Source organism: Jeotgalibaca sp. A127 (assembly GCF_052266745.1).
GTDB lineage: Bacteria > Bacillota > Bacilli > Lactobacillales > Aerococcaceae > Jeotgalibaca.
Genome location: NZ_JBQPRC010000005.1, coordinates 1 through 22,728, shown reverse-complemented (window position 1 = coordinate 22,728; position 22,728 = coordinate 1). Strand labels below are relative to the sequence as shown.

The 22,728-nt window shown below is 43.8% G+C and carries 22 protein-coding genes and 1 rRNA gene; 11 read left to right on the top strand and 12 right to left on the bottom strand.

The features are described 5' to 3' along the window. Positions 1–198 precede the first annotated feature (198 nt). Genes ACTVAI_RS06825 through ACTVAI_RS06815 form a run of 3 tightly spaced genes read left to right on the top strand, consistent with a single transcriptional unit; the run spans position 199 to position 3,763 of the window. Entirely contained in the window at positions 199–951 is a 753-nt protein-coding gene (locus ACTVAI_RS06825; protein WP_443486239.1) for a DeoR/GlpR family DNA-binding transcription regulator, read from the top strand. After that, on the top strand, positions 948–1,868 hold the full coding sequence (gene pfkB, locus ACTVAI_RS06820) for a 1-phosphofructokinase (protein WP_443486238.1): 921 nt from the start codon (positions 948–950) through the stop codon (positions 1,866–1,868). The genes ACTVAI_RS06825 and pfkB overlap by 4 nt, the downstream gene beginning before the upstream one ends. Continuing rightward, positions 1,868–3,763, top strand: coding sequence for a PTS fructose transporter subunit IIABC (locus ACTVAI_RS06815; RefSeq protein WP_443486237.1), 1,896 nt, complete (start codon positions 1,868–1,870; stop codon positions 3,761–3,763). The genes pfkB and ACTVAI_RS06815 overlap by 1 nt, the downstream gene beginning before the upstream one ends. Before the next feature lie 153 nt (positions 3,764–3,916). On the opposite strand, the gene map is transcribed toward ACTVAI_RS06815, so the two are convergent. Continuing rightward, positions 3,917–4,669, bottom strand: coding sequence for a type I methionyl aminopeptidase (gene map, locus ACTVAI_RS06810; RefSeq protein WP_443473158.1), 753 nt, complete (start codon positions 4,667–4,669; stop codon positions 3,917–3,919). 77 nt (positions 4,670–4,746) lie between these two features. After that, positions 4,747–5,550, bottom strand: a complete 804-nt coding sequence (locus ACTVAI_RS06805) for a hypothetical protein (RefSeq protein WP_443473157.1) — start codon at positions 5,548–5,550, stop codon at positions 4,747–4,749. Between the two features lie 263 nt (positions 5,551–5,813). On the opposite strand from ACTVAI_RS06805, the gene manA reads away from it, so the two are divergent. Next, positions 5,814–6,761: a mannose-6-phosphate isomerase, class I gene (manA, locus tag ACTVAI_RS06800; protein ID WP_443486236.1), complete on the top strand. Its 948-nt coding sequence runs from the start codon at positions 5,814–5,816 to the stop codon at positions 6,759–6,761. A gap of 19 nt (positions 6,762–6,780) precedes the next feature. Continuing rightward, on the top strand, positions 6,781–7,959 hold the full coding sequence (locus ACTVAI_RS06795) for a M20 family metallopeptidase (protein WP_443473155.1): 1,179 nt from the start codon (positions 6,781–6,783) through the stop codon (positions 7,957–7,959). Between the two features lie 210 nt (positions 7,960–8,169). On the opposite strand, the gene ACTVAI_RS06790 is transcribed toward ACTVAI_RS06795, so the two are convergent. The 5 genes from ACTVAI_RS06790 to ACTVAI_RS06770 all read right to left on the bottom strand — a co-directional run bounded on the left by ACTVAI_RS06790 (position 8,170) and on the right by ACTVAI_RS06770 (position 13,601). Continuing rightward, positions 8,170–9,153 carry a LacI family DNA-binding transcriptional regulator gene (locus tag ACTVAI_RS06790; protein WP_443473154.1) on the bottom strand — a complete coding sequence of 328 codons (984 nt, stop codon included), beginning with the start codon at positions 9,151–9,153 and terminating at the stop codon, positions 8,170–8,172. 95 nt (positions 9,154–9,248) lie between these two features. Next, complete coding sequence (locus ACTVAI_RS06785; RefSeq protein ID WP_443486235.1) at positions 9,249–10,529, bottom strand: DEAD/DEAH box helicase; 1,281 nt, start codon at positions 10,527–10,529, stop codon at positions 9,249–9,251. A gap of 15 nt (positions 10,530–10,544) precedes the next feature. Further along, positions 10,545–11,528 carry a Gfo/Idh/MocA family protein gene (locus ACTVAI_RS06780; protein WP_443486234.1) on the bottom strand — a complete coding sequence of 328 codons (984 nt, stop codon included), beginning with the start codon at positions 11,526–11,528 and terminating at the stop codon, positions 10,545–10,547. A gap of 124 nt (positions 11,529–11,652) precedes the next feature. Then, positions 11,653–12,519: an aldo/keto reductase gene (locus ACTVAI_RS06775; protein ID WP_443473151.1), complete on the bottom strand. Its 867-nt coding sequence runs from the start codon at positions 12,517–12,519 to the stop codon at positions 11,653–11,655. A 233-nt stretch (positions 12,520–12,752) separates the two neighbouring features. Next, entirely contained in the window at positions 12,753–13,601 is an 849-nt protein-coding gene (locus ACTVAI_RS06770) for a metallophosphoesterase (RefSeq protein WP_443473150.1), read from the bottom strand. A 99-nt stretch (positions 13,602–13,700) separates the two neighbouring features. Here ACTVAI_RS06770 and ACTVAI_RS06765 point away from each other — a divergent pair, with 99 nt between their 5' ends. The 4 genes from ACTVAI_RS06765 (at position 13,701) to ACTVAI_RS06750 (ending at position 17,532) form a co-directional block, all read left to right on the top strand. Next, positions 13,701–15,185 carry a DUF1538 domain-containing protein gene (locus ACTVAI_RS06765; RefSeq protein ID WP_443486233.1) on the top strand — a complete coding sequence of 495 codons (1,485 nt, stop codon included), beginning with the start codon at positions 13,701–13,703 and terminating at the stop codon, positions 15,183–15,185. Between the two features lies 1 nt (position 15,186). Next, positions 15,187–15,846, top strand: coding sequence for a P-II family nitrogen regulator (locus ACTVAI_RS06760; protein ID WP_443473148.1), 660 nt, complete (start codon positions 15,187–15,189; stop codon positions 15,844–15,846). 162 nt (positions 15,847–16,008) lie between these two features. Then, the gene (locus ACTVAI_RS06755; protein WP_443473385.1) at positions 16,009–16,848 is read left to right on the top strand and encodes a transporter substrate-binding domain-containing protein; all 840 of its coding nucleotides are present in this window, start codon (positions 16,009–16,011) and stop codon (positions 16,846–16,848) included. A gap of 3 nt (positions 16,849–16,851) precedes the next feature. Continuing rightward, the gene (locus ACTVAI_RS06750) at positions 16,852–17,532 is read left to right on the top strand and encodes an amino acid ABC transporter permease (protein WP_443486232.1); all 681 of its coding nucleotides are present in this window, start codon (positions 16,852–16,854) and stop codon (positions 17,530–17,532) included. A gap of 99 nt (positions 17,533–17,631) precedes the next feature. Here ACTVAI_RS06750 and ACTVAI_RS06745 read toward each other — a convergent pair whose 3' ends face one another. Then, positions 17,632–18,093, bottom strand: a complete 462-nt coding sequence (locus ACTVAI_RS06745) for a methylated-DNA--[protein]-cysteine S-methyltransferase (RefSeq protein WP_443486231.1) — start codon at positions 18,091–18,093, stop codon at positions 17,632–17,634. A gap of 105 nt (positions 18,094–18,198) precedes the next feature. Here ACTVAI_RS06745 and ACTVAI_RS06740 point away from each other — a divergent pair, with 105 nt between their 5' ends. Both ACTVAI_RS06740 and ftsH read left to right on the top strand, forming a co-directional pair. Beyond that, positions 18,199–18,657 carry a MarR family winged helix-turn-helix transcriptional regulator gene (locus ACTVAI_RS06740; RefSeq protein WP_443486230.1) on the top strand — a complete coding sequence of 153 codons (459 nt, stop codon included), beginning with the start codon at positions 18,199–18,201 and terminating at the stop codon, positions 18,655–18,657. Next, on the top strand, positions 18,641–20,488 hold the full coding sequence (gene ftsH / locus ACTVAI_RS06735; protein ID WP_443486229.1) for an ATP-dependent zinc metalloprotease FtsH: 1,848 nt from the start codon (positions 18,641–18,643) through the stop codon (positions 20,486–20,488). Before ACTVAI_RS06740 ends, ftsH begins: the two co-directional genes overlap by 17 nt. 189 nt (positions 20,489–20,677) lie before the next feature. Here ftsH and ACTVAI_RS06730 read toward each other — a convergent pair whose 3' ends face one another. From ACTVAI_RS06730 to rrf, 4 genes are all read right to left on the bottom strand, one after another. Beyond that, positions 20,678–21,415: a CHAD domain-containing protein gene (locus ACTVAI_RS06730; protein ID WP_443473143.1), complete on the bottom strand. Its 738-nt coding sequence runs from the start codon at positions 21,413–21,415 to the stop codon at positions 20,678–20,680. Positions 21,416–21,420: 5 nt separating this feature from the next. Next, positions 21,421–21,876 (bottom strand): SixA phosphatase family protein, encoded by a 456-nt coding sequence (locus ACTVAI_RS06725; RefSeq protein ID WP_443473142.1) that lies wholly within the window; start codon positions 21,874–21,876, stop codon positions 21,421–21,423. 36 nt (positions 21,877–21,912) lie between these two features. Beyond that, the gene (locus ACTVAI_RS06720; RefSeq protein WP_443473141.1) at positions 21,913–22,329 is read right to left on the bottom strand and encodes a hypothetical protein; all 417 of its coding nucleotides are present in this window, start codon (positions 22,327–22,329) and stop codon (positions 21,913–21,915) included. Positions 22,330–22,484: 155 nt separating this feature from the next. Continuing rightward, positions 22,485–22,600: ribosomal RNA gene (gene rrf, locus ACTVAI_RS06715) — 5S ribosomal RNA — on the bottom strand. Between the last annotated feature and the right edge of the window lie 128 nt (positions 22,601–22,728).

Sequence of the window (22,728 nt, the reverse complement as noted above, 5' to 3'; positions counted from 1 at the left end):
TTTTTAAAAAATGCGGTGATAACAGCTCATCACATACCGGAACGCCGCACTTCAATCGATTATGGCTTTCATTACATGAGTAGGAGACGTTCCACTATCATCTCCAAAGACAATTCCGATTGTTTTTGAATGTTTTTGAATGAAATTGATTGATTTCGGTTGAATACGGTGGTATAGTTTAGGCGCGAGGTGATGTAAGTGTTTACAGAAGAACGTTATCAACTAATCAAGGATTTACTGCAGGAACAAAATATCGTCAAAATGCAGGATATTGTCCAAGTGACCGGGAGCTCAGAATCCACCATTCGCCGGGATTTATCAGCCCTTGAAGAAAAAGGAGTTTTAATCCGGGTCCATGGCGGTGCTAAGCGCGGTTATAAACTCCAAACCGAACCAGAGATGGAAATAAAGTCCAATTTGAATATGGATGAAAAACGCTTAATCGCCAAACGTGCAGCGGATTTTATTGAAAATGATGATGTATTGTTTTTGGATGCAGGTTCCACAACCTATGAAATGATTCCTTTTTTACAAGGAAAAAAAATCACGGTCGTGACAAATGGTGTGCCCCATGCGAGCTTGTTGGCTGATTTACGGATTCCTACTATTTTACTGGGTGGAAAAATCAAGTTGGAAACAAAAGCCATTATTGGATCGACTTGTTTAGGTCAGTTGGAAGGTTATCGTTTCAACAAGGTCTTTTTAGGAATGAATGGCATTGATAGTGAGTTTGGTTTCACGACACCGGATATCGAAGAAGCGGCAATCAAAGCCAAAGCCGTTGAGCATGGTGCCCGGAAATATGTATTGGCGGACTCCTCAAAATTTGGCGTCGTCAGTTTTGCCAAAGTGGCTGACTTGGCGGATTGTGACGTGATTAGTGTCGGTCTGGACGAACGCAAACGCAAGAGACTGGAACAAGAAACAACGTATTGGGAGGCGAAAGTATGATTTACACTGTTACCTTGAATCCATCCATTGATTACGTGGTGCGATTGGAGAAACTGGAATTGGATGCGGTTAATCGCATCCAAGAAGATTTAAAGCTACCGGGTGGTAAAGGAATTAATGTTTCCCGGATTTTGAAACAACTGGGAATTCCTTCTACGGCCTGGGGCTATACCGGTGGTTTCACTGGTGATTACATCGCTAATTGGATGACCGAGGAAGGAATAACCACTGCCTTTACGGAAGTGGCAGAACCAACCCGGATTAACGTGAAAATCAAAGCGGATCATGAAACAGAATTGAATGGTGCCGGTCCCACCGTTTCTGAGGAAGCTTTGGAAGACTTGGAAGAAAAATTTTCACATCTAACAGCGGATGATGTTGTGATTCTATCCGGCAGCAAACCCCCTTCTTTACCTGGTGATTATTATCAACATTTAATCAGTTTGGTCAAAGCACGGGGAGCACAATTTGTGATTGATACGACAGGCACGGAACTATTGGCCTCACTTCCGTCTCAACCGTTGGTGGTTAAACCGAATCATCATGAATTGGCGGATATGTATGTTTTTTCAACAACTGGAATGGCGGATCTCATTCCGTATGGTAAGAAGCTGGTGGCTGATGGCGCGCAGTTCGCAATTGTGTCGATGGCCGGCGAAGGTGCCCTATTTTTCACAGGCGAAGCGGTTTTTCATGGTTGGTCGCCGAAAGGAACGGTCAAAAATTCGGTCGGTTCGGGAGATTCGATGATTGCTGGATTTGTAGGAACGTATTTGGCAAGCGGGGACGCATTGGCGGCTTTCCGGATGAGTTTGGCGTGTGGGAGTGCAACGGCATTTTCGGACGACTTAGCGAAAACGGCCGATATTGAGGCCTTATTACCGAAGATTACAATTAATGAATTGGAGGAATTATAATGAAAATCAAGGATATTATGTTGAAGGAATTGATGATCCTACCGTTAGAATCAGGGTCAAAAGCCGAGACCATCAATGAAATGACAGCGCGTTTGTATGAACAAGGCATCATTGATGATTTGGAATTATTCCGGGAAGGCATTCTTAATCGCGAGTCGCAAGCGTCGACTGGAATTGGTGAAGGAATTGCGATGCCCCATGCGAAAAATACAGCGGTAAAACGTCCAGCGGTTGTGTTTGCCAAAAGTGAAACAGGTGTGGATTATGACTCGTTGGATGGACAACCGGCCTATTTATTCTTCATGATTGCGGCACCGGACAATGCCAATGATGTTCATTTGCAAGTGTTGGCGAGTTTGTCACGGTTGCTTTTGAATCCGGATTTAATTGCGGCTTTGAAACAAGCCACGACAGCGGAAGAAGTTGAGGCTTTGTTTGAAGCAGCCGAACGTGCAAAAGATGCTGAGGAATCGGCAGACACGGTTGAAGTTGTGGCGAACTCCGAACGGCCTTTTGTTGTAGCAGTCACAGCCTGTCCAACGGGAATAGCACATACGTATATGGCCGAGGATGCCCTTAAAAAGAAAGCGGCCGAAATGGGCGTGGACATCAAGGTTGAAACGAACGGTTCAGATGGTACGAAAAATCGTTTGACAGCTGCGGACATTGAACGTGCTTCGGCGGTTATTGCGGCAGTTGGTAAAAAAGTTGAGATGAATCGCTTTAAAGGTAAACGTGTGTTGGAACGTCCGGTTGCGGATGGGATCAACAAAGCGGAGGAATTGATTACCAAAGCTGTGAATCAGGAAGCGCCTATTTTCCATGGGGACAGTAATGACACTGCGGTGGAAGAGGAATATGAAAAAACTTCCGAATTTTCATCCTTGTATAAGGATTTAATGAATGGGATTTCGCATATGTTACCGTTTGTTGTGGGCGGCGGGATACTCTTGGCGATTTCATTCTTGTTCGAGAACTGGTTCGGAAATGAAAGTGCCTTGTTCTTGTCGTTTAACCAAACAGGTGCGGCGGCGTTCCAATTCTTGATTCCGATTCTGGCTGGGTACATCGCGTATAGTATTGCGGATCGTCCCGGATTGTTGCCTGGTATGGCTGGTGGATTCATGGCCGTTCAAAGTAATGCCGGGTTTCTGGGTGGTTTAATTGCCGGGTTCTTGGCGGGTTACGTGATGAACTGGGTTAAACGTTCTTTTAGTACTTTGCCAAAAGCCTTGGCTGGGCTGAAGACGATTTTACTTTTCCCGGTATTTGGGTTGTTGGTAACGGGATTGGTGATGTATTACTTCGTTGGTCCCGTGTTTGCGACTATCAATAATGCGATGCTAGATTTCTTGGCAGGACTGGGAACAGGAAACGCAGTTCTGTTAGGTGCGGTATTGGGTGGGATGATGGCCATTGACATGGGCGGTCCCTTTAATAAAGCGGCATATGCGTTTTCGATTGGAATTTTCACGGATACAGGTGACGGTCGTTGGATGGCGGCAGTTATGGCCGGTGGCATGATTCCTCCGATTGCCATCGCATTGGCAACTTTCTTGTTCCAGAATAAATTCAATGAAGTTGAACGTCAGTCTGGCTTGTCGAACTTAATCATGGGATTATCGTTTATCACAGAAGGTGCCATTCCCTTTGCGGCAGCGGATCCACTGCGCGTAATCGGTTCTTCGATTGTCGGTTCGGCGATTGCAGGTGGTTTGACGCAATACTGGAATACATCCATTCCGGCTCCTCATGGTGGGATTTTCGTTATCGGGTTGGCGGACAATGCGTTGCTTTTCTTAGTGGCGTTAGCGATTGGTGCGGCTGTATCAGCAGTTCTGCTTGGTATCCTGCGCAAGCCAGTGGCCGAAGAAGATGCAAGCTTGAAAGTTTAAATTGTAAAAGAGCGACGGTTAGCTGTTAAGAAAAATGCTAATCGTCGCAATTTAGGAAAATCACGACGATTAGCTCAAACTAACTATCTTAATCGTCGCCTCACGACAAATAACTACTAACAAAAAGAACTTGGCCCGTGGCCAAGTTCTTTTTTAGTCTTGTTTTGTCAGGATTTTTGGACCTTCGCTCGTGATTGCAATGGTGTGCTCGAATTGGCAGCTGATTCCGCCGTCTTGTGTACGGGCTGTCCAACCGTTTTTATCCATTTTTGATTTCCAACCACCGGTGTTAACCATCGGCTCGATTGTAATCGTCATGCCCTCTTTCAAACGCAACCCTTTTCCTGCTTCCCCGTAATGTGGAACAGCTGGGCTTTCATGCATGGTAGGCCCGATACCATGTCCGATAAATTCGCGGACAACAGATAAGCCTTCACCTTCTACATACGTTTGGATGGCGTGGCCGATATCACCAATGCGGTTCCCTACTTGGGCTTGCTCGATTCCGATATACATCGCTTTTTCGGTCACTTCTTTCAAGCGATCCAAAGCCGGTGTGGATTCGCCGACAATGTAGCTCCAGCAAGAGTCTGACATTGCTCCGTTGTAATTGACAACTGTATCAACTTTAACCAAATCGCCGTCTTTCAATACGACTTTTTTGCTTGGGAAGCCATGACAGATTTCGTCATTCACGCTTGTACAGGTCGCAAATTCGTAGCCTTCAAAGCCAATTTGTTCTGGAATGGCACCCGCATCGCGGATTCCTTTTTCAACGAAATCGTTGATTTGCATCGTTGTAATTCCCGGTTTGATGAAATCACGCAAAGCAACGTGGATGTTCGCCAAGATTTTACCGGACTCTTCCATTGCTTCGATTTCTCGTTGGGATTTAAGTGTAATCATTCGTATTTTCCTCCATCATTTACAATCTTCATTTATAGATTATACCACTGAATAAGCAGAATTTAAAACCTCCCAAATCAACGGGAGGCCGGGAACAACAATTTGGGTATTTCGACAGGGATTGCTTGCCGTTTTTGGTAAACGACCAACTCGCTAACATCGTGATTTTTCAACATATTAAAGGCGTCTTCAAAATTGCCTTCATAGTCCGCAACCTTATGCGCATCGGAACCTATCGTAAATAGCCTTCCACCTGCTTCTTTGTATAGATCAATTGCGTAATCATAAAGTTTGAAGTTACCGTGCTGGTACATGGACTTCGTATTGAGTTCAAAAGCCAACTCATTTTGAGCTGCCGCCTCAAACACTGTTAACAATTGATTCTCGACTGTTTTCAAATCCGCTACGGAAACGTCATAGCTACGTAGACCGTAGTCAAAATGAGCCAAAACATTCGCAAAAGGCAGAGCCCGAACACCTTCCAGCATCAAGTCATAATAATGATCAAGCGTCCGTGCCAGCGGAACATCGCGATTGCTGACTTTCATGAAATTATAGTGCCCATTGTGGTGGATGCTCAATAAGACGAGGTCATAGTCCTTATCTTTCATAAATGCGTTAATTTTATCGACATCGTCTTTCGTGTAGCCGATTTCGATACCTTTTAATAGACGGTTTTGATACGTTGCGTTTAACTGGTCGATTGTTTTGCAATAGCCTTCATAATCTGGAATAACATCATCTTTGGCCTGGTCGGGTGAAAAATAATCCATGTGCTCGGTGGTGATAAGTGGCTTATCGGAAAGAGCAAGGTAATTTTCAAACCGTTCTTGTGAATCGGGCGAAAAATAGGTGTGCATATGTTGGTCATAATATTGCATAGTAATCCCCTTTTCCAGTTGATAATTCAACCGTATCACGAATAAACAGGATATGCAAAATGAATACGTACCCATACAAAAAACCTATTTACTTCCCATATCCAGTCGGGTGTAAATAGGTTTTTGCCTGTGCTTGACAGGCTGGTTTTATTAGGGACATTATAGTCCTTTTAATAGTTTATTGCAAGCGTTTTTCTCGTTATTTCAATGCTGTCGGAAATCTGGTAAAGTAAGGATAGCAATTTAGTTTGAGGAGGACATTCATGAGACAACCTTTATTTATCCAACCGGTGCTTCAAGAGAAAATGTGGGGTGGAACGAAACTCCGCGATATCTACGGCTACAATATCCCGAGTGAACACACAGGTGAATGTTGGGCTATCAGTGCCCATCCAGACGGGGTTGGTACGATCGTAAATGGTGCATACACCGGAGTTGGTTTGGATGAACTTTATAAAACACAGCCAGAATTATTCGGAAACCCAAGCTCCCCTGTTTTTCCTTTGTTAACGAAAATCATTGATGCAGCGGATGCTTTGTCCGTCCAAGTGCACCCGGATGATGTTTACGGTATGGAACATGAAGGTGAACTCGGTAAAACCGAGTGTTGGTACATCATCGATGCAGATGAAGGCGCTGAAATTATCTATGGACACAACGCCCTTTCCCAAGAAGAATTTGCGGAAAAGGTGCAGGCTGGCGCATGGAATGAATTGTTGCGTTATGTACCGGTTAAACGCGGGGACTTTTTCTTTGTACCAAGTGGAACGATCCACGCGATTGGCGCGGGAATCACGATATTGGAAACACAGCAAAGTAGCAACACGACTTATCGGGTCTATGATTTCGATCGGGTTGAAAAAAATGGGCAAACGCGTGAATTGCATATTCAAAAATCTTTGGATGTGACGACTTTCCCACATGTGGATGCGAAAAATGATTTTGTGATTGGCGATACGGTAACAACATTTATCGAGAGCGAATATTTCAATGTTTATAAGTGGAATGTGACAGAGTCATTCACGTATAAACAGGTTGCTCCTTATACATTGGTAAGTGTGTTGGAAGGTGACGGCGTGCTGGAAGTGGCTGGTGAATCGTATGCTATAATGAAGGGGATGCATTTCATTTTACCGAATGGCATTGCGGACGTAACGGTGAATGGAAACTTTGAAATGTTGGTTTCGACACCCGGTCCGAAAAGTTTATAAAAATTAAGGAGTTGAGTGTATGAGTTTGTTGGATATTTTAAAACAAAAGCTTGATGAGAAGGAAGAACGGATCATCGAGATGCGTCGTTATTTGCATGCGCATCCGGAATTGTCGTTTGAGGAAGAAGAGACGGCGAAGTACATTGCTGATTTTTATAAGGATGTGCCGGTTGATAAGGTGGAAACAAATTTCGGGGGTCAAAATGGCGTTGTCGTAACGATCAAAGGTGCTCAGCCCGGTAAAACGATCGCGATTCGTGCGGATTTTGATGCCCTGCCTATTACCGAAGAAACGGATGTTCCTTTTGTTTCGCAAAACCCTGGTGTGATGCATGCGTGCGGTCATGACGGGCATACGGCATATATGCTGATTTTGGCGGAATCTTTGGCGGAAGTGAAGGATCAGTTGAAAGGTACGATTCGCGTGATTCATCAACCTGCTGAGGAAGTACCGCCAGGTGGTGCTTTGGGTATGATCAAGGCTGGCGTCCTTGATGGCGTGGATTATGTATTTGGCATTCATGTGATGTCAAATATTGAAACAGGCAAAATCTATTACCGTGCCGGCAATACGCAAACCGGTCGTTCTTATTTCAAATTGAAGGTTCAAGGTAAAGGTGGCCACGGCTCCTCACCTCATACAGCTAATGATGCGATTGTGGCAGCAAGCTCGTTTGTCATGAACGTGCAAACAATCGTGAGTCGTCATATTAACCCGTTCGATACGGCTGTTGTGACGATTGGTTCATTTGACGGTAAAGGAACGTTCAATATTATCAAGGATTCAGTGGTTCTGGAAGGTGACGTACGATCCATGTCGGATGAAAGTCGCGCGATTGTCGAAGAACAAGTGCGCCAGTTCGCGGATGGCTTGGAAGCTTCATTCAAGGTAACAACTGAGTTGGAATACAAGAACGATTATCCCGTGTTGTACAATGATCCTGAAGTAACGGGTTGGGTGCAAGAAGCTTTGGAAGCGGCTGAGATTGCAGACGTTGAAGAGACAGCTCCACAACCACCATCTGAAGACTTTGCCTACTACTTGAAAGAAGTACCTGGTACATTCTTTTATGTGGGTGCAATGCCGGCAAATGGTGAATGGTTCCCACACCACCATCCAAAATTCGATATCAACGAAGATAGCTTGTTACTCTCCGCGAAAGCAATGGCGGCTGTTGTTGATAAGTTTTGTGGATAATTAAACCATTTTGGGTTCTTAATGAACATCAAATGGTTCAAAAAACATTAATTAAACCATTTCGCCTGTTGAAATTTGGCCAAATGGTTTTATTATTTGTTGGATTCTAAAAAATATAGATATGAAGAAGGTGTAGTATAAATATTTTGTTTAATTAACAAGGATTACACGATGAAATAGAACTTCCAGATAGTTGGAAGTTCTATTTTATTATTTCCTGGTAGACTGTCTTTCGATATACTTAGTCGCAATCGAAATTTTCTGGACGACGCCGTTATTTCCTTCCATCCGGTCCACCAATAAGTTCAAACCAATGCTGCCAAGTGCGTCGGTATCAACCTGGATGGTGGATAAGGCTGGATAAACATAGCGGGCAACATTACTGTCGTTGAATCCGATCAGACTCACCCGATCCGGTACCGCAATGTTGGCGTCTAGCAAACTACGCATCGCTCCTATCGCAATGGAATCATTTGCACAGAAAAATACTGTGGGCAAATCGTCCCCGTGATCGGCAATCGCTTGGTTCATCATAGTTTGACCGGAATCTGTGGAAAAACTACCGCTATAGAAATAAGCATCGTTAAACTTGCCTGCTCTCATTAAAGCAATCCGGAATAAAGTGTCACGTGGGTCATCGAGTTCTTGCGTATGGTCCTGCGTGTGTTCTTTTCCGCCCAAGAATCCAATGCTTTCATGCTGCTCAATTTCGTTCAATACCAACTGAATCGCATATCTGAAATCGACCGTTACACTGTCAGCTTCATTCGCCATTTGGTCGGAATCAATAAAAACCAGTGCCTTTTCGAAGGCTTTTAATCGGCTGACTTGCCGGTCACTGAATTTTCCGATTGCACAAATTCCCACAATGTCCTCTTCCAACTCATCAGGAATTTCCTGAAAGGCAGTCGCAATTGCCAAATTCTTTTCCTTGGCATGTTCTTCCATGGATAGGCGGATGGATTGGTAATAAATGTCGTCAAGCTCTTCTTGCTGGCTGTACCATTGAATCACTAAAATTTTACGGTGGGGAAGTTTTCGGGCTGCTTTCTTGTATTGCAGCGTTTCAGCTATTTCCCAAATTTTTTGGCGGGTGTCATCCCCTACTGACAATGTTTCATCTCCATTTAAAACCCGGGAGACAGTTGCCGTTGAAACTTTGGCCAGTTCGGCTATATCTTTTAAGGTCGCCACTTTCATCCCTCATTTCGGTAAAGTGTTTACTAATAATTTTAGTATACGGCTTTAATCGAAAAAAAGCGACCCCGAATAGGAGTCGCAAGTAAATATTATTCTTCTGATTTCGAACGGCGTGCGCCTTTATTTTTCTGCGCACGGGTACGATTTTTCCTTTTCGCCTTTTTAAGCGCTGGAGCTGCAGGAGTAGCTGCACGTTTCACTTCCGCTCGTGCAGCACGCTCTTTTTTGGGTGTCGGTTTTACTGGATCCGGAACAGTTTCTGGCCGTTCATTCACCAAATTCCCTTTAAAGATAAACCATTCTTGTAACGTATCCATACGTGGTGCGATTTTCTTCAAATCGCGAATACCACGTTCGTTGACAAGTGACAAGACATGACCTTCTTTACCCATTCGCCCCGTACGACCGGAACGGTGTTGGTACACTTCTTGGGAAAGTGGTAAATCGTAGTTAATGACATATGGCAAATCGATAATGTCAATTCCTCGCGCGGAAACATCCGTCGTCAACAAGAAGACCGTCTCCCCTTTGCGGAAAGCTTCCAATGCACTCTTGCGCTGACTTGTGCCATATTCACTATGGAGCATGCGCACATCAACATTTTCGTATTTCATTTTCTCAGCTAGATAATCCAATTCTTGCACGGAGTTAACAAAAACAAGAGCTTGCATACCTTTTATGTTCCCCAAACGGCGTAACATTTCAGCACGTCTACGGTTGTCGGTCAAGACATAGCCATGCTCCGTCTGATCCATGCTCGCTTCAGCGGTGTCAATGATGGTTGGTTGCGTATTGAACCAACGGGACACTTCCCGCAAATTTTCGCTATCTGTTGCCGAGTAGAAGGCCATTTGTCTTTGACCTGGCATTTTTTTGATAAACTCGCGTAAGTTATCCATATGTTCTGATTGCAGCAAATAGTCAGCCTCATCCAAAACAACCGTCTTGACCGAATGTAATTTTAGTTTACGTTGGTTCGCTAATTCCAGCATTCGCCCGGGTGTTCCCACAACTACTTCTGGTTTCAGCTTCAAATTTTCGATTTGGCGTTTAACGCTGGCTCCCCCAATTAACGTTTGCACGTTAATATCACGTAATGAGCCCCACTCTTCAAGAACGCGTCCTACTTGGACACCAAGTTCCTGTGATGGCGTCAGAACCACCAATTGCAGTTCATTGTTTTGTTTTACTTTTTCCAAAAGCGGTAAGGCGTACGCTAACGTTTTACCAGTGCCGGTCGGTGAGAGACCGATAATGTCCTCACCAGCCAAAAGGGGTTCAAAAGAACGCTCTTGGATCGGCGTTGGTAGCTGGAAGCGCATGGACCGCCAGTATCGTTGGAAGCTGGGGTTCATTTTTTCAATCATCATAATTTATTTCCTCTTTCATTCGTCTGCGGCAAAGTGAATGCCCGCTTGTTTACGTATTTTTTCTGACCAGTAAGCAACTTGGCGACTGAGACGACGCCATTCTTCGTATTTGTCAGAAGGATTCTCAATTTCTTGCTGGAATGCACGTGCTTCGTCCAGCATCAAATGCTCGGCCGGTTCAACTGCCAAATCAACGGTCATCCGGGTGCCGGAATCCTCGCGTTCGATGGAGGTCGTACCAGTCAGTTCATCCAGAATCAAGGTCTTTTTGCCGCTATGAATTTCGGATGGTGCATGTAGGTTGTAGTTTTTGGAAATATGCATGGTAACGTCGAAATACGGATAGTGGAACAGAATCGTTCCGGAGCCATCGACGCCGGTTTGAATTTTCCGAGCCACGTACTCTGCGGAATCAGGTTCACCGAACCATGCTAAGGCAGCATAGAGGGTATATACCCCCAGGTCCATCAGTGCACCACCGGAAAATTTCGTCGAGAAAATATTTGGTTCCTCACCGGCCAGCACCTGGTCGTAGCGGCTGGAATATTTCCCATAATATAGAATCGCATTGTCGATACTGTCTAATTTGGCAATTTCATCTTTGATGATTTGGAAATTCGGATCATGTAAGTGACGCGCCGCCTCGAACAATTTCACTCCGTGCTCGTCCGCTGCTGCGTGGGCTGCATCCCATTCTTTCACATTTGAAAACGCTGGTTTTTCTACGATCACATGCTTCTTGTTGGCTATTGCCAACATCGCCTGTTCAAAATGCAAACTGTTCGGCGATGCGATATAAATCACGTCCAACTCAGGACTCGCCATCATCTGTTCCAGATCATCAAAAAATAAATCCGCACCATACGCTTTTCCGAAGCTTTCCGCTTTGAACAATGTGCGACTATACACAGCTTTTACCTTATACGCGTTCAACATTGATAGTGCCTTGGCGAATTCATGGGCAATCATACTTGTTCCAATAAAACCTACTGCTAACATCGAACTCCTCCATTCAAACTGGTAGTGATTCTATTTTACTATACTTTAGGCGCTTTCGATACCATAGCGTTTTATGAAAAACCGCACTTTCAGTGAAAGTGCGGTGGCCGTTTATTTAATTTGATTAGCGACGTGAACCGTGGCGTTTATTTTGATTATTGTCATTCGATTTACGGGCATTCGTTTTCCTGTCGATATTGTTGATGGTATCGATATCCTCGTCGGTTAAAGCGAAGTCGAAAATATCCAGATTTTCCACCATGCGCTCATCATGACTCGTTTTCGGAATGGGCACCACACCGCGTTCGATGCACCATCTGAGCGCAACTTGAGCCGGGGTTTTTTCGTATTTATTTCCGATAGCCGATAGTTTTTTATCCGAATTGACTTTTCCTGCTCCGAGCGGGCTGTAGCCCATGGTGACAATATTATTTTTATCATTAAATTCGTCGAGGTCGGCATTCATGTTATCGGGATTGACCGGGATTTGATTGATGGCCGGACGCACTTTTCCTTCTTTGATAATTTCCGCTAGTTCCCCGCGGTTAAAATTGGATACACCAATGCTGTTCACACGACCGGACGCCTGGATTTCTTCCAGCGCACGCCAAGTTTCCAGGTTGAGTCCGTCTTCTGGGCTTGGCCAGTGAATGATATAAAGGTCAATGTAATCAAGTCCCAACCGTTCATAGGTGCCCTCGAAAGCCTGAATCGTCTTATCAAATCCCATGTCGGTTTTCCAGACTTTGGAGACTACGAATATTTCACCACGTGGGATGCCGGCATTAATTGCTTTTTGGATGCCGCGGCCAACGCCTTCCTCATTGTTGTAAGCTTTTGCCGTATCAATAAGCCGGTATCCCCTCATAATTGCTTTAAAGATGGTTTCCTCTGCGTCGCGATCAGAAATGCCTGAAGTGCCAAAGCCAATAATCGGAATTGTATACCCATCATTCAAAGGTAGACGCTCCATTGTATGTAGCTGGACCATTTGCTTCACCCTTTCAATCGTTTTCTCCATTTTAACCTTGTTTCAAAAATAAAGAAAGCGTTTGCCTCGCAGTGGTGCGGCGTTTAGCGGATCGGTTCGCACTCATCGCCGCTTTTTTGGCTAAAATGCGGCGATTAAATTTATTTGGAACGCTGAACGCCGCACTTTTACGAAAAATGCGGCGTTCAGGAAATATTTTTTTATGAACGTCGCATTTTGGAAAAAGAACTACTCTATAAATTATTCTGCAAGGTTACCATCACCAATTCCGGTCGATTGTTGATACGGAATGGGAAATGCGATGGGCCCAATCCACGGCTGATGACCAATTTTTTATCAATATCGGTAGCTAATGACCAGACTCCTGCGGTATGTTTCGGCAATCGACCTTGCCCAGGTGCGTAAAGACCGCCTACTCCCGGAATTCTTACTTGCCCACCATGAGCATGTCCGGAAAAGACGACATCTGGCGCTTTACTCAAATCAACATGATACTTTTCAAATAATTCGGGGCGGTGAGCTAATAACAAACGGGTTTGCCCGCTCCAATCAGGACGAACATTTATTTTCCCCAACAAACCCTTTTGGACTTTTGCGATTTTGGAAGGTTCCGAAACGCCCATCACAACAACAGGTTTGCGCCCTTCAAGCATCACTGAGTAAGCCGTGTTTTCTAAATAAGCGACGCCGGTTCCTTCATAAATAGCTGCATGATTGGGCACTTGTTTGTCATGGTTTCCTTCGATGGCATAAGTGGGCGCAATCGCAGGCAACCTTTTCAAGAATTCATGCGCTTCTTTGGTCCGCTCCGGTTCAGCCGCATCCATTTGATCCCCACTCAGGAAAATCAAATCGGGTTGTTCTTTGGTCAAGGTTTTGATTAATTTATCCAAATTAATTTTGGTATAAGGAAAATGCAAATCGGATAAGTGAGCAATTTTCAACCCTTCATTCTCAGGAGCCAGATTTCTGACCGCTACACTGTAACGAGTTAATTGAAATTGTGTATTTTGGACATATAAATAAGCTGCAGCGCTTGCCATAATCAAGGCTGGATTCAATAATTTATTTTTGGTCTTCATAATGTTATTCCTCCTTCGTGATGGTACGAAATTATGGTATAATTTCACTATCTAAAAATTTCGTTTAATATCATAACATTTTATGAGAGGAGCTATGATATGGAAGTATTTACCGATAAACTGAAAGAAGTTTTGCAATCGGTTTTACCGATTACGATTCTCGTTGTTATTCTTCATTTTACCATCGCCCCGTTGCCGGGGATAGAGTTTCCCCGTTTTTTATTTGGTGCCAGTTTGATTATTGTGGGGTTAGCCATCTTCTTGTTTGGCGTTGACATCGGGATTACCCCGATTGGAAATTACTTGGGAAAAGAAATCGCCCGAAGCAACAGTTTGAAATTTGTTATGGTGATGGGATTGATTCTTGGGTTTTTTATCTCTATTGCCGAACCTGATTTAATCATTTTAGCAAATCAAGTAAGCGAAGTCACGGGAGGCGCCATCCCGAGCACTGTTTTGCTGGTAGTCGTTTCAATCGGGATTGCCGTGATGATGACGGCGGGATTATTCAGAATTGTCTACCGGTATCCTTTGCGGAACGTGTTTGCTATTATCTATGCATTGATTTTCAGTATTTCGATTTTCAGCTCTAATGATTTGTTCGCCATTGCTTTTGATGCCTCCGGTTCCACAACAGGCGCTTTAACCGTCCCCTTCATGTTGGCGTTAGCCATGGGGGTTGCCTCTCTCAATCACGATTCCAAATCGGCGGAAATCGACAGTTTTGGACTTGTTGGGGTTGCTTCCAGTGGTGCGATTTTAGGGGTCTTGATCCTGGGTTTATTTACAGGAGACAGTGGGATTACGGGAACATTATCCGTTGATGCGGATGCTTACTCTTCTTGGTTGACACCTTTCGTCGATTCCTTGCCTCATATGGCCTTCGAAACCATTTTATCTATCGCCCCTATTTTTCTAATTTTTATCATTTATAATTTTTTTATCGCCAAACGCAAGATGGCAGTCAGTGAATTAAAAAAATCTATGCTCGGTTTAGTATATTTATATGCAGGCTTGGTTTTGTTTTTGACTGGTGTGAATGCTGGTTTCTTGAATGTGGGTCGCCAGCTAGGTATGATGATTGCCGGTATGGACAGTAAATTGCCGGTTTTATTTATTGGTTTATTGTTGGGCCTTGTGGTTATTCTAGCAGAGCCAGCCGTTTATGTCTTAACGCACCAAATCGAGAACGTGACGAACGGTTCAGTCAGACGTGGGATTGTACTTGTCTTCCTTTCTGTCGGAGTGGGATTGGCCGTTCTCCTGTCCGTCGTCAGGGTGCTAATCCCAAGTATTTTACTTTGGCACTATTTGGTTCCTGGTTACATTATCGCAATCGCCTTGGCATTCCGCGTCCCGAACTTATTTGTCGGAATGGCATTCGATGCTGGTGGGGTTGCATCCGGTCCGATGACTGCAACGTTTATTCTGGCCTTTATTCAAGGAGTTGCGGAAATCACTCCTCACTCCAACGTTCTTTTAGATGGTTTCGGAATGATAGCAATGGTTGCCATGATGCCTATTCTTTCGTTACAATTACTAGGAGCGATTTACCAACAACGTTCCAGAAAAGAAGGTGTCTAACATGACAAACACATCATACTACGACTTAATATTTGTTATCGTTAATATCGGAAAAGCGAGCCGTGTCTTGGCGGAAGCCAAAAAAATCGGTATTACCGGTGGAACGATTTCCATTGCCCACGGTACAGTGAACAGTGGTTTATTACGAAAACTGGGGCTTTCCGAAATCCGTAAGGAAGTTCTGTTAATGGTCAGCAGACGTGAACATACCGTATTAACCATTAATCACATTAAAGAAACCTTCCATTTGGAGGAACCCAACCGGGGAATAATCTTTTCAACTCCCCTTTCAACGGTTGTTGGCACGCACGCCCAAAGCAGCGATTTACATGAAACGGATCCCGCACCTAGTGCAACCCATGAAATGTTCGTTTCGATTGTGCCTGAGGGTGATGGGGATAAAGTAATCGAGGCCGTTCGTGAAGCTGGTGGCGCAGGTGGAACGGTTATTCCTGCGTATGGCGCCTTTGCAGAAACGGTGACGCAAGTTTTCGGAATTGAAATTAATTCCGAAAAAGAGATCGTCATCAACTTGGTTGGCAAACATCTCGCTAACACCATTGAAAGTGAATTAACCAAAAAAATTAATTTCAACGATAAAGATACCGGTATTTTATTCAGTGTTGATGCGCAAAATGTCCGTGGTGTTTACGAAGGATAATCCAAACCCTCTGTGTTTCGTACACAGGGGTTTTCTGTTTCACAACACTGTGTTAAATTACTATTTTCACAAATGAAACAGCTTTCCAAACTGTTGCATTTTATTTGAATCAATGATACTTTAATAAGTAAATACAGCATAAGGGAGCGAACAGGATTGAAAATGAAATTTGGTTTGGTAACGGCTTTATCTGCATTAGTACTAACAGCTTGCGGAGGTAACACAGGCGAAAGTAGCGAAGAAACAGCGTGGGACGCGATTGAAGAAAAAGGAAAATTAACTGTTGCAACTTCTGGAACCCTTTTCCCAAGTTCTTTCCACGGTGATGATAATGAATTAACAGGGTATGAAGTAGAAATCGTGAAGGCAATTGCTGATAAACTAGAATTAGAAGTTGAATTTATGGAGATGGGTGTCGATGGTATCTTGACAGCCGTTCAAAGCGGACAAGCGGACTTGGCAGCAAACGGTTTTGATATTACTGATGCTCGTAAAGAAGACTATCTATTCTCTGAACCTTATAAATATTCATTTGGCGGTTTGGTTGTTCGGGCAAGCGACAACTCAGGTATTGAATCTTTCGAAGATTGGGATGGTAAAAAAGCTGCTGGTGGTGCCACGACAACTTACATGGGAATCGCACGTTCTTTAGGCGCTGAACCTGTTACATATGACAATGCTACTAACGACGTATTTTTCCGTGATGTTGCCAGCGGCCGTACAGACTTTATTCCAAACGATTACTATATCTCTAATACCGCGGTTCAATTTTTTGCGGACTTAGGTGTTAAAATGCATGATTTGAAATACAATCCATCTGAACAAGCCATCGTCTTGAACAATGAAGATGATTCTGTAAAAGTTAAAATCGATGAAGCTTTGGCTGAATTGCGCGAAGAAGGCGTATTGCGTGAATTATCTGAAGAATTCTTCGGCGGCGAAGACGTAACGGTTCCTTTAGAGAACGTGGATGAATTACCAGTATTTGAACCTGAGGACTAATAAATGAATGTTTCAGATATAAAATGGGAATATATTTTCAATATTGAGTTAGCGATTGAAAATTTTGGTTACGTTTTGTCTGGGATTGGCTATACGTTATTGATTTCCGCAGTAGGGTTCGCGCTTGGTTTAATTTGGGGGTTTATTCTGTCCTTGATGCGCATTTCGCAAGTCACACTTCTGAATAAATTTGCAGCCATTTACATTTCCTTCATGAGAGGAACACCGACATTGGTATTGCTGTTCTTGCTTTATTTTGGTTTTCCTTTCATCGGGGTTTATTTCGATGCGGTGCCGGCTGCGATTCTGGGATTCACTTTGAGTTCTGCAGCCTATATCGCGGAAATCATCCGTTCAGCCTTGAATGCCATCAACCATGGGCAATGGGAAGCGGGCATGTCACTTGGTTTGCCGCGCCAAAAAGTATTGTGGCGGATAATTGTTCCCCAAGCTTTACGTATTGCGGTTCCGCCTCTTTCTAACGTAATCCTTGATTTAGTGAAAAGTTCCTCATTGGCAGCTATGATCACGGTTCCGGATATTTTCCAAAATGCCAAAATAGTTGGTGGACGGGAAAATGATTATATGACCATGTATATTATGGTGGCGCTCATTTATTGGGGGATTTGTTCCGGTTATGAAGTTCTGCAAAGAAAACTTGAAAAACAATTTGGTTCTTACTGATATTTTCGTTATAATAGATAACGTAATAAAAATCGTTGATTTTTGTTACCTCACACAAAAAGGGCTGCTGTCTAAAGACGGCGGCCCTTTTTTTATCCTTTAGCTATTTTCTAATTCCATTCTCAATAAATACTCTTTGGCATCCATCCCCCCACCATATCCGACCAGTTTACCGGTAATACCAATGACGCGGTGGCATGGTGTAATGATGGATATGGGATTACGATTGTTTGCCCCACCCACTGCCCGAACCGCTTTGGGGTTTCCTATGGCAACTGCGATGTCTTTATAGGAGGCTGTTTTTCCGTAAGGTATCGTCCGCAACGCTTGCCAGACCGCTTCCTGGAAAGGTGTTCCTTTTGTATCGAGTGGTAGGTCAAAGTCTTTCCGTACACCGTTAAAATATTCCTCAAGCTGTTTTTTTGCCTCAAGCAATAAAGGTGTTTCTTTGGTTTTGGGAATGGGTTCATCTGCCGCTAATCGATCGAGCCGGGTAATACCTTTCTCGCTCGCACTAATAACATAGAGACCAATAGGTGATTTAATTAAGATGTGATTCATTATCTTCCTCCTGGGATTAATTCAAGCAAAATTCATTATTTCTTCAAATATGTCTTTTACAATGATTGTAGTTTACAACTAATTTAATGATAAAGAAGTGGTGACATGACAGGAAATGACATTTTAAGCGAGATGTGGCAACTGCTGGCATCTATCCAAAATTCAAAAAAATGGCTTACTGAACCCATTGCGCGGGAATTCAATATGACTTCACGCCAATTCCAGACACTCGTTTACATTTCTCAAGCGAACGGCCTCTCACTCCGTGCATTAGCTGAGTTGATGGATATGAACGACGGGAATGCTTCTACACTATGTAAAAAGTTGGAAGTAAGAGGATTTATCATCCGCAAACGTCGCAAGGATGACGAACGCTACATCAGTCTAATATTAACAGAACATGGTTCCGCTGTAATCTCCCGCTTTCAACAAAGGCTCGCGCACCAATTTGAAGCAGTCGGTGAAGAAACCATTCAAGATTTGACCACTGGCCTACACGCTTTACAAAAAATAATAGCACAAACGAACAGAAAGGAAGATGCACATTATGCCCGAAAAAAATAAATTTAATTTCAACACGGATAATCGTAAACCACTGATCTACTATATTTTATTAGTCATTGTTGGTTTATTATTCTGGAATGCCTTTTTATTCCCTTCCATCGCAAACCGCAGCGTCGTGGAAGTACCTTACAGCTCCTTTATTTCTCAAGTGGAGGATGGTAGCGTTTCTGAAGTAAAGATTGAAAATAATCAAATCACTTATGTTGCTGCAGATGAAAAAAATGAGCGCCAGGTATATATTACCGGTATCGTCAACGATCCAGATTTGGTCAACCGTTTGGAAGCGCAAGATGTCGTCTTCGCGACCGACATCCCTACTGAAGCTTCTCCTATCGTTTCCTTGTTACTTTCTTACGGTATTCCGTTGTTGATATTCTGGGGCATTGGTTCCATGCTTTCGCGTCAAATGGCAAAACGTATGGGTGGTGGCGCGGGTGGCGCCATGTCTTTTGGCAAGTCCAACGCTAAAGTCTATGTTAAAGCGGGTGACTCGAAAACATTCGATGATGTTGCGGGTCAAGATGAAGCCAAAGAAGCCTTGTCCGAAGTCGTCGATTATCTCCATCAACCGGAAAAGTACAAAAAAATCGGAGCAAAAAATCCTCAAGGTGTCCTCTTGGTCGGGCCTCCCGGTACAGGTAAAACATTGCTGGCTAAAGCTGTTGCCGGTGAAGCGGATGTTCCCTTCTTCAGTATATCCGGTTCCGAATTTGTAGAGATGTTTGTCGGACGGGGAGCGGCTAAAGTCCGCGACTTGTTCCAGCAAGCCAATGAGAAAGCCCCCTGCATTGTCTTTATCGATGAGATTGATACGATTGGCAAGAAACGTGACGGTGCGGGCGGTATGGGCGGAAATGATGAACGGGAACAAACATTGAACCAATTGCTGGCGGAAATGGATGGGTTTGAAGCCAATAAAGGCGTCGTTATTTTAGCAGCAACGAACCGTCCGGAATCATTGAACCCGGCCCTCTTACGTCCGGGGCGTTTTGACCGCCGCGTACCAGTTGAATTACCTGATTTAAGAGGCCGTGAAGATATTTTGAAAGTTCACGCTGATAATTACATGATGGAACCTGATATCGACTATAATACGATTGCCCGCGCAACCAGCGGGGCATCCGGAGCGGAGTTGGCGAACATCGTCAACGAAGGGGCGTTAAGGGCCGTTCGTGAAGGACGTGACCGCGTTTCGCAGCGTGACTTAGAAGAGTCCGTAGAGACCGTCATCGCTGGCTACCAACGCAAAAATGCTGTTATTTCCCCGAAAGAAAAAGAAATCGTTTCTTACCACGAAATCGGTCACGCGCTGGTGGCGGCTAAACAAACAGATTCCGCGCCGGTGCATAAGATTACGATTATTCCACGGACTTCGGGTGCATTAGGTTATACCATGCAGATTGAAGAAGGCGAAAAGACGTTGATGAGCAAGGAAGAATTATACAATAAATTGGTGACATTGGCTGGTGGTCGGGCTGCCGAGGAAATCATTTTCGGTCGGCAAACAACCGGTGCTTCCAATGATATTGAGCAGATGACGAAAATTGCGCGCGCGATGATTACACGTTACGGTATGAGCGATACGTTTGGCATGATGCAAATTGAAACACAAACGAATCAATATTTGGGTGGTGACACCTCGATGAATGTTTCGGCCGGAACGGCGGAACGCGTTGACCGTGAAGTAATTGAATTGATAAATTCGGCCCACGAGAAAGCCGGTATGATTCTTAGTGAGAACCTTGAGAAGTTACACGAATTGTCACACTACTTATTGGTTGAAGAGACCATTACAGGTCATGAGTTTATGGAAATCATCGAAAAACCTTAAAATACGAAAAATGAGAGTGGGAAAAAAGGCGTTTAGCCCCGAACCACTGGAACGAATAAGCACAGGATGGTCGCAGACCATCTGAGCATTATTCGTTCCAGTGGCGTCGGGGCTGCCTTTTTGAGCACGTTTGTGTTGAAGTATTCGTAAATAGATAAGGGTCCGGGAGTTATTTCCCAGACCCGTTTTTTATACATATTCCTGCATTTTTTCAAACAACTCTTTCAAATCCGCATTTCGCACTTCATGTCCATAATCCTTCAGCATTTGCTTATTGATGTATTGATCCGTTATTTTACCTAGTTTATCCTGGACTTTCTCAGCGTAAGCAATGTGGTCCGATAAATCCTTGGAAGCTATCACATTGAAGTCATCTGCGGCATAACGCACTTTCTTTGCCTTGATGCGTACTTTATGACTTTTCTTGTAGTCTGATTTATCCAAAGCTTTGTAATCCTCTTTAAGTTCTTCAGCCAACTTTTGGATGCGCTTCGTAACGAATTTATCCCAATTTTTATCGGGCAACTGCAGGCGATTGAGTGTATTTTCGACTGCCTTGAGGTTCAAACGGATGTCTTGTTTCAAGATTTGGGCCATTTCTTTCCGTCGTTCCTTTTGGAGAAACGCAAAGAGTTCTTGCGAAGCCGCTTTTAATTCCGGTTGTTCCGCCACAATCTCAAGGCACAGGGCCATCAATACGTCCAGTTCCCGCAAGTCACCATAAATCTGTCCTGTCTCACGCAACACCTGATTAACTGCAGTATACTCATTTTCTGCCAGTACTGGCTTCATGAAATTCAATAAGCCACGTAATTTTCGGATGTTCACCCGCAATTGATGCGTAGTCTCCGGATCAGTTGGGTTTTGCTTGAAATCCCCGTAAGCCCGCCGAATCTTCTCTAAACGCGCCAACAATATTTCTTTCATCGCACTCACCCTTTTGGCGACAATTTCATGTCCATCGCAATTTTTTCGCCATCGAATTTAATGACCATCACTGCACCTTTAGGAAATGGTGTTTCCATCCCGGTTAGCTCCCGTACCCACATACTCATGTATGGCTCGTGTCCCACACAGGCAACACAAAAATTCTGTTTTGCTTCCAACTCTTTGAGGCATGTTTTTAAATCGCCATTTGCCAGGAATTCCTTTTCCTCATAAGTTGAGATTCCCATTTTAGCGATAAAAATGTCAGCCGTTTGTTTCGCACGTAGCAACGGACTCGTCCACACTTCAATTTCGTTTGTACCCAACTCCGGTTTAACCGTTTTCATAAATGTCGTAAATTCATCTTTCCCTTTTTGTGTCAAAGGGCGATAAAAGTCGTCTTTGCCCGGTTCAGCACTGCCTGCTTTTCCGTGGCGAATCAAAATTAATTCTCCATTCATTTTCTCGTCCTCCCTTTTCGTTCATTATACAACAACTCATTCGTATTGCGCTGCTTTCGTCCTTCCGATGGTATGATAATTTTTCCGCAATACCCGATAAATTCTTTGTTTTGAATAAAGTCCATCGCACCAATTATGGATTCGTGAAGTCGTAACAGGTATGTCTGGAAAGAGCATTTGAAACTCTTCGCTGTGTCTCTTGATTGTTTCTTCCGCATCTTCGATTTCCCCACAACACCGACAAAAGGTGGTTTGTGCCTGCACATACGTACTGAAAGAATGACACTCCTGGCAAATAACACCTGGCTTGAGTTCATTGAAATCATAAGTCGGAAAACTCATTTCTTTTACCATGTCTGGGCGTGACATTTGGAAATAGACCAAATTTTCCTTCGTCAAATCTATTCGGTGGTACAGTGATTCCCTGATCAAGGATTTTTGTATTTTATTCATATCGTAACCCTCCCATTTTGTGTGCTCATATATATATAAGCAAAAAATCGCAAAAACAATTTTTTTGTTGAAAAATTTTAGAGGGTTATAGATGATAGTGTCGCAACACAAAAAAACACCTCAGAATAATAAATAATCCAAGGTGTTTTATTTTTGCGCGGCAGCGTCCTACTCTCACAAAGGGAAACCCTTCACTACAATCGGCGCTAAGAAGCTTAACTTCTGTGTTCGGGATGGGAACAGGTGTGGCCTTCTCGCCATCGCCACCGCACATCTATTTAATTGGGGGAACCGCGTTCCCTCAAAACTGAATCCATAACACGTCGTAACGGCCGACCAAAGCCATTCCGCGCTTGCTTTTTTGAATCTTCAATCGTGGTTAAGTCCTCGACCGATTAG

Bases quoted from the DNA above. Each gene is read 5' to 3' on its own strand.
- pfkB (WP_443486238.1), top strand. From the start codon at position 948: ATGATTTACACTGTTACCTTGAATCCATCCATTGATTACGTGGTGCGA.
- ACTVAI_RS06815 (WP_443486237.1), top strand. From the start codon at position 1,868: ATGAAAATCAAGGATATTATGTTGAAGGAATTGATGATCCTACCGTTA.
- map (WP_443473158.1), bottom strand. From the start codon at position 4,669: ATGATTACACTTAAATCCCAACGAGAAATCGAAGCAATGGAAGAGTCC.
- ACTVAI_RS06805 (WP_443473157.1), bottom strand. From the start codon at position 5,550: ATGCAATATTATGACCAACATATGCACACCTATTTTTCGCCCGATTCA.
- manA (WP_443486236.1), top strand. From the start codon at position 5,814: ATGAGACAACCTTTATTTATCCAACCGGTGCTTCAAGAGAAAATGTGG.
- ACTVAI_RS06795 (WP_443473155.1), top strand. From the start codon at position 6,781: ATGAGTTTGTTGGATATTTTAAAACAAAAGCTTGATGAGAAGGAAGAA.
- ACTVAI_RS06785 (WP_443486235.1), bottom strand. From the start codon at position 10,529: ATGATGATTGAAAAAATGAACCCCAGCTTCCAACGATACTGGCGGTCC.
- ACTVAI_RS06780 (WP_443486234.1), bottom strand. From the start codon at position 11,528: ATGTTAGCAGTAGGTTTTATTGGAACAAGTATGATTGCCCATGAATTC.
- ACTVAI_RS06775 (WP_443473151.1), bottom strand. From the start codon at position 12,519: ATGGTCCAGCTACATACAATGGAGCGTCTACCTTTGAATGATGGGTAT.
- ACTVAI_RS06770 (WP_443473150.1), bottom strand. From the start codon at position 13,601: ATGAAGACCAAAAATAAATTATTGAATCCAGCCTTGATTATGGCAAGC.
- ACTVAI_RS06765 (WP_443486233.1), top strand. From the start codon at position 13,701: ATGGAAGTATTTACCGATAAACTGAAAGAAGTTTTGCAATCGGTTTTA.
- ACTVAI_RS06760 (WP_443473148.1), top strand. From the start codon at position 15,187: ATGACAAACACATCATACTACGACTTAATATTTGTTATCGTTAATATC.
- ACTVAI_RS06755 (WP_443473385.1), top strand. From the start codon at position 16,009: ATGAAATTTGGTTTGGTAACGGCTTTATCTGCATTAGTACTAACAGCT.
- ACTVAI_RS06750 (WP_443486232.1), top strand. From the start codon at position 16,852: ATGAATGTTTCAGATATAAAATGGGAATATATTTTCAATATTGAGTTA.
- ACTVAI_RS06745 (WP_443486231.1), bottom strand. From the start codon at position 18,093: ATGAATCACATCTTAATTAAATCACCTATTGGTCTCTATGTTATTAGT.
- ACTVAI_RS06740 (WP_443486230.1), top strand. From the start codon at position 18,199: ATGACAGGAAATGACATTTTAAGCGAGATGTGGCAACTGCTGGCATCT.
- ftsH (WP_443486229.1), top strand. From the start codon at position 18,641: ATGCCCGAAAAAAATAAATTTAATTTCAACACGGATAATCGTAAACCA.
- ACTVAI_RS06730 (WP_443473143.1), bottom strand. From the start codon at position 21,415: ATGAAAGAAATATTGTTGGCGCGTTTAGAGAAGATTCGGCGGGCTTAC.
- ACTVAI_RS06725 (WP_443473142.1), bottom strand. From the start codon at position 21,876: ATGAATGGAGAATTAATTTTGATTCGCCACGGAAAAGCAGGCAGTGCT.
- ACTVAI_RS06720 (WP_443473141.1), bottom strand. From the start codon at position 22,329: ATGAATAAAATACAAAAATCCTTGATCAGGGAATCACTGTACCACCGA.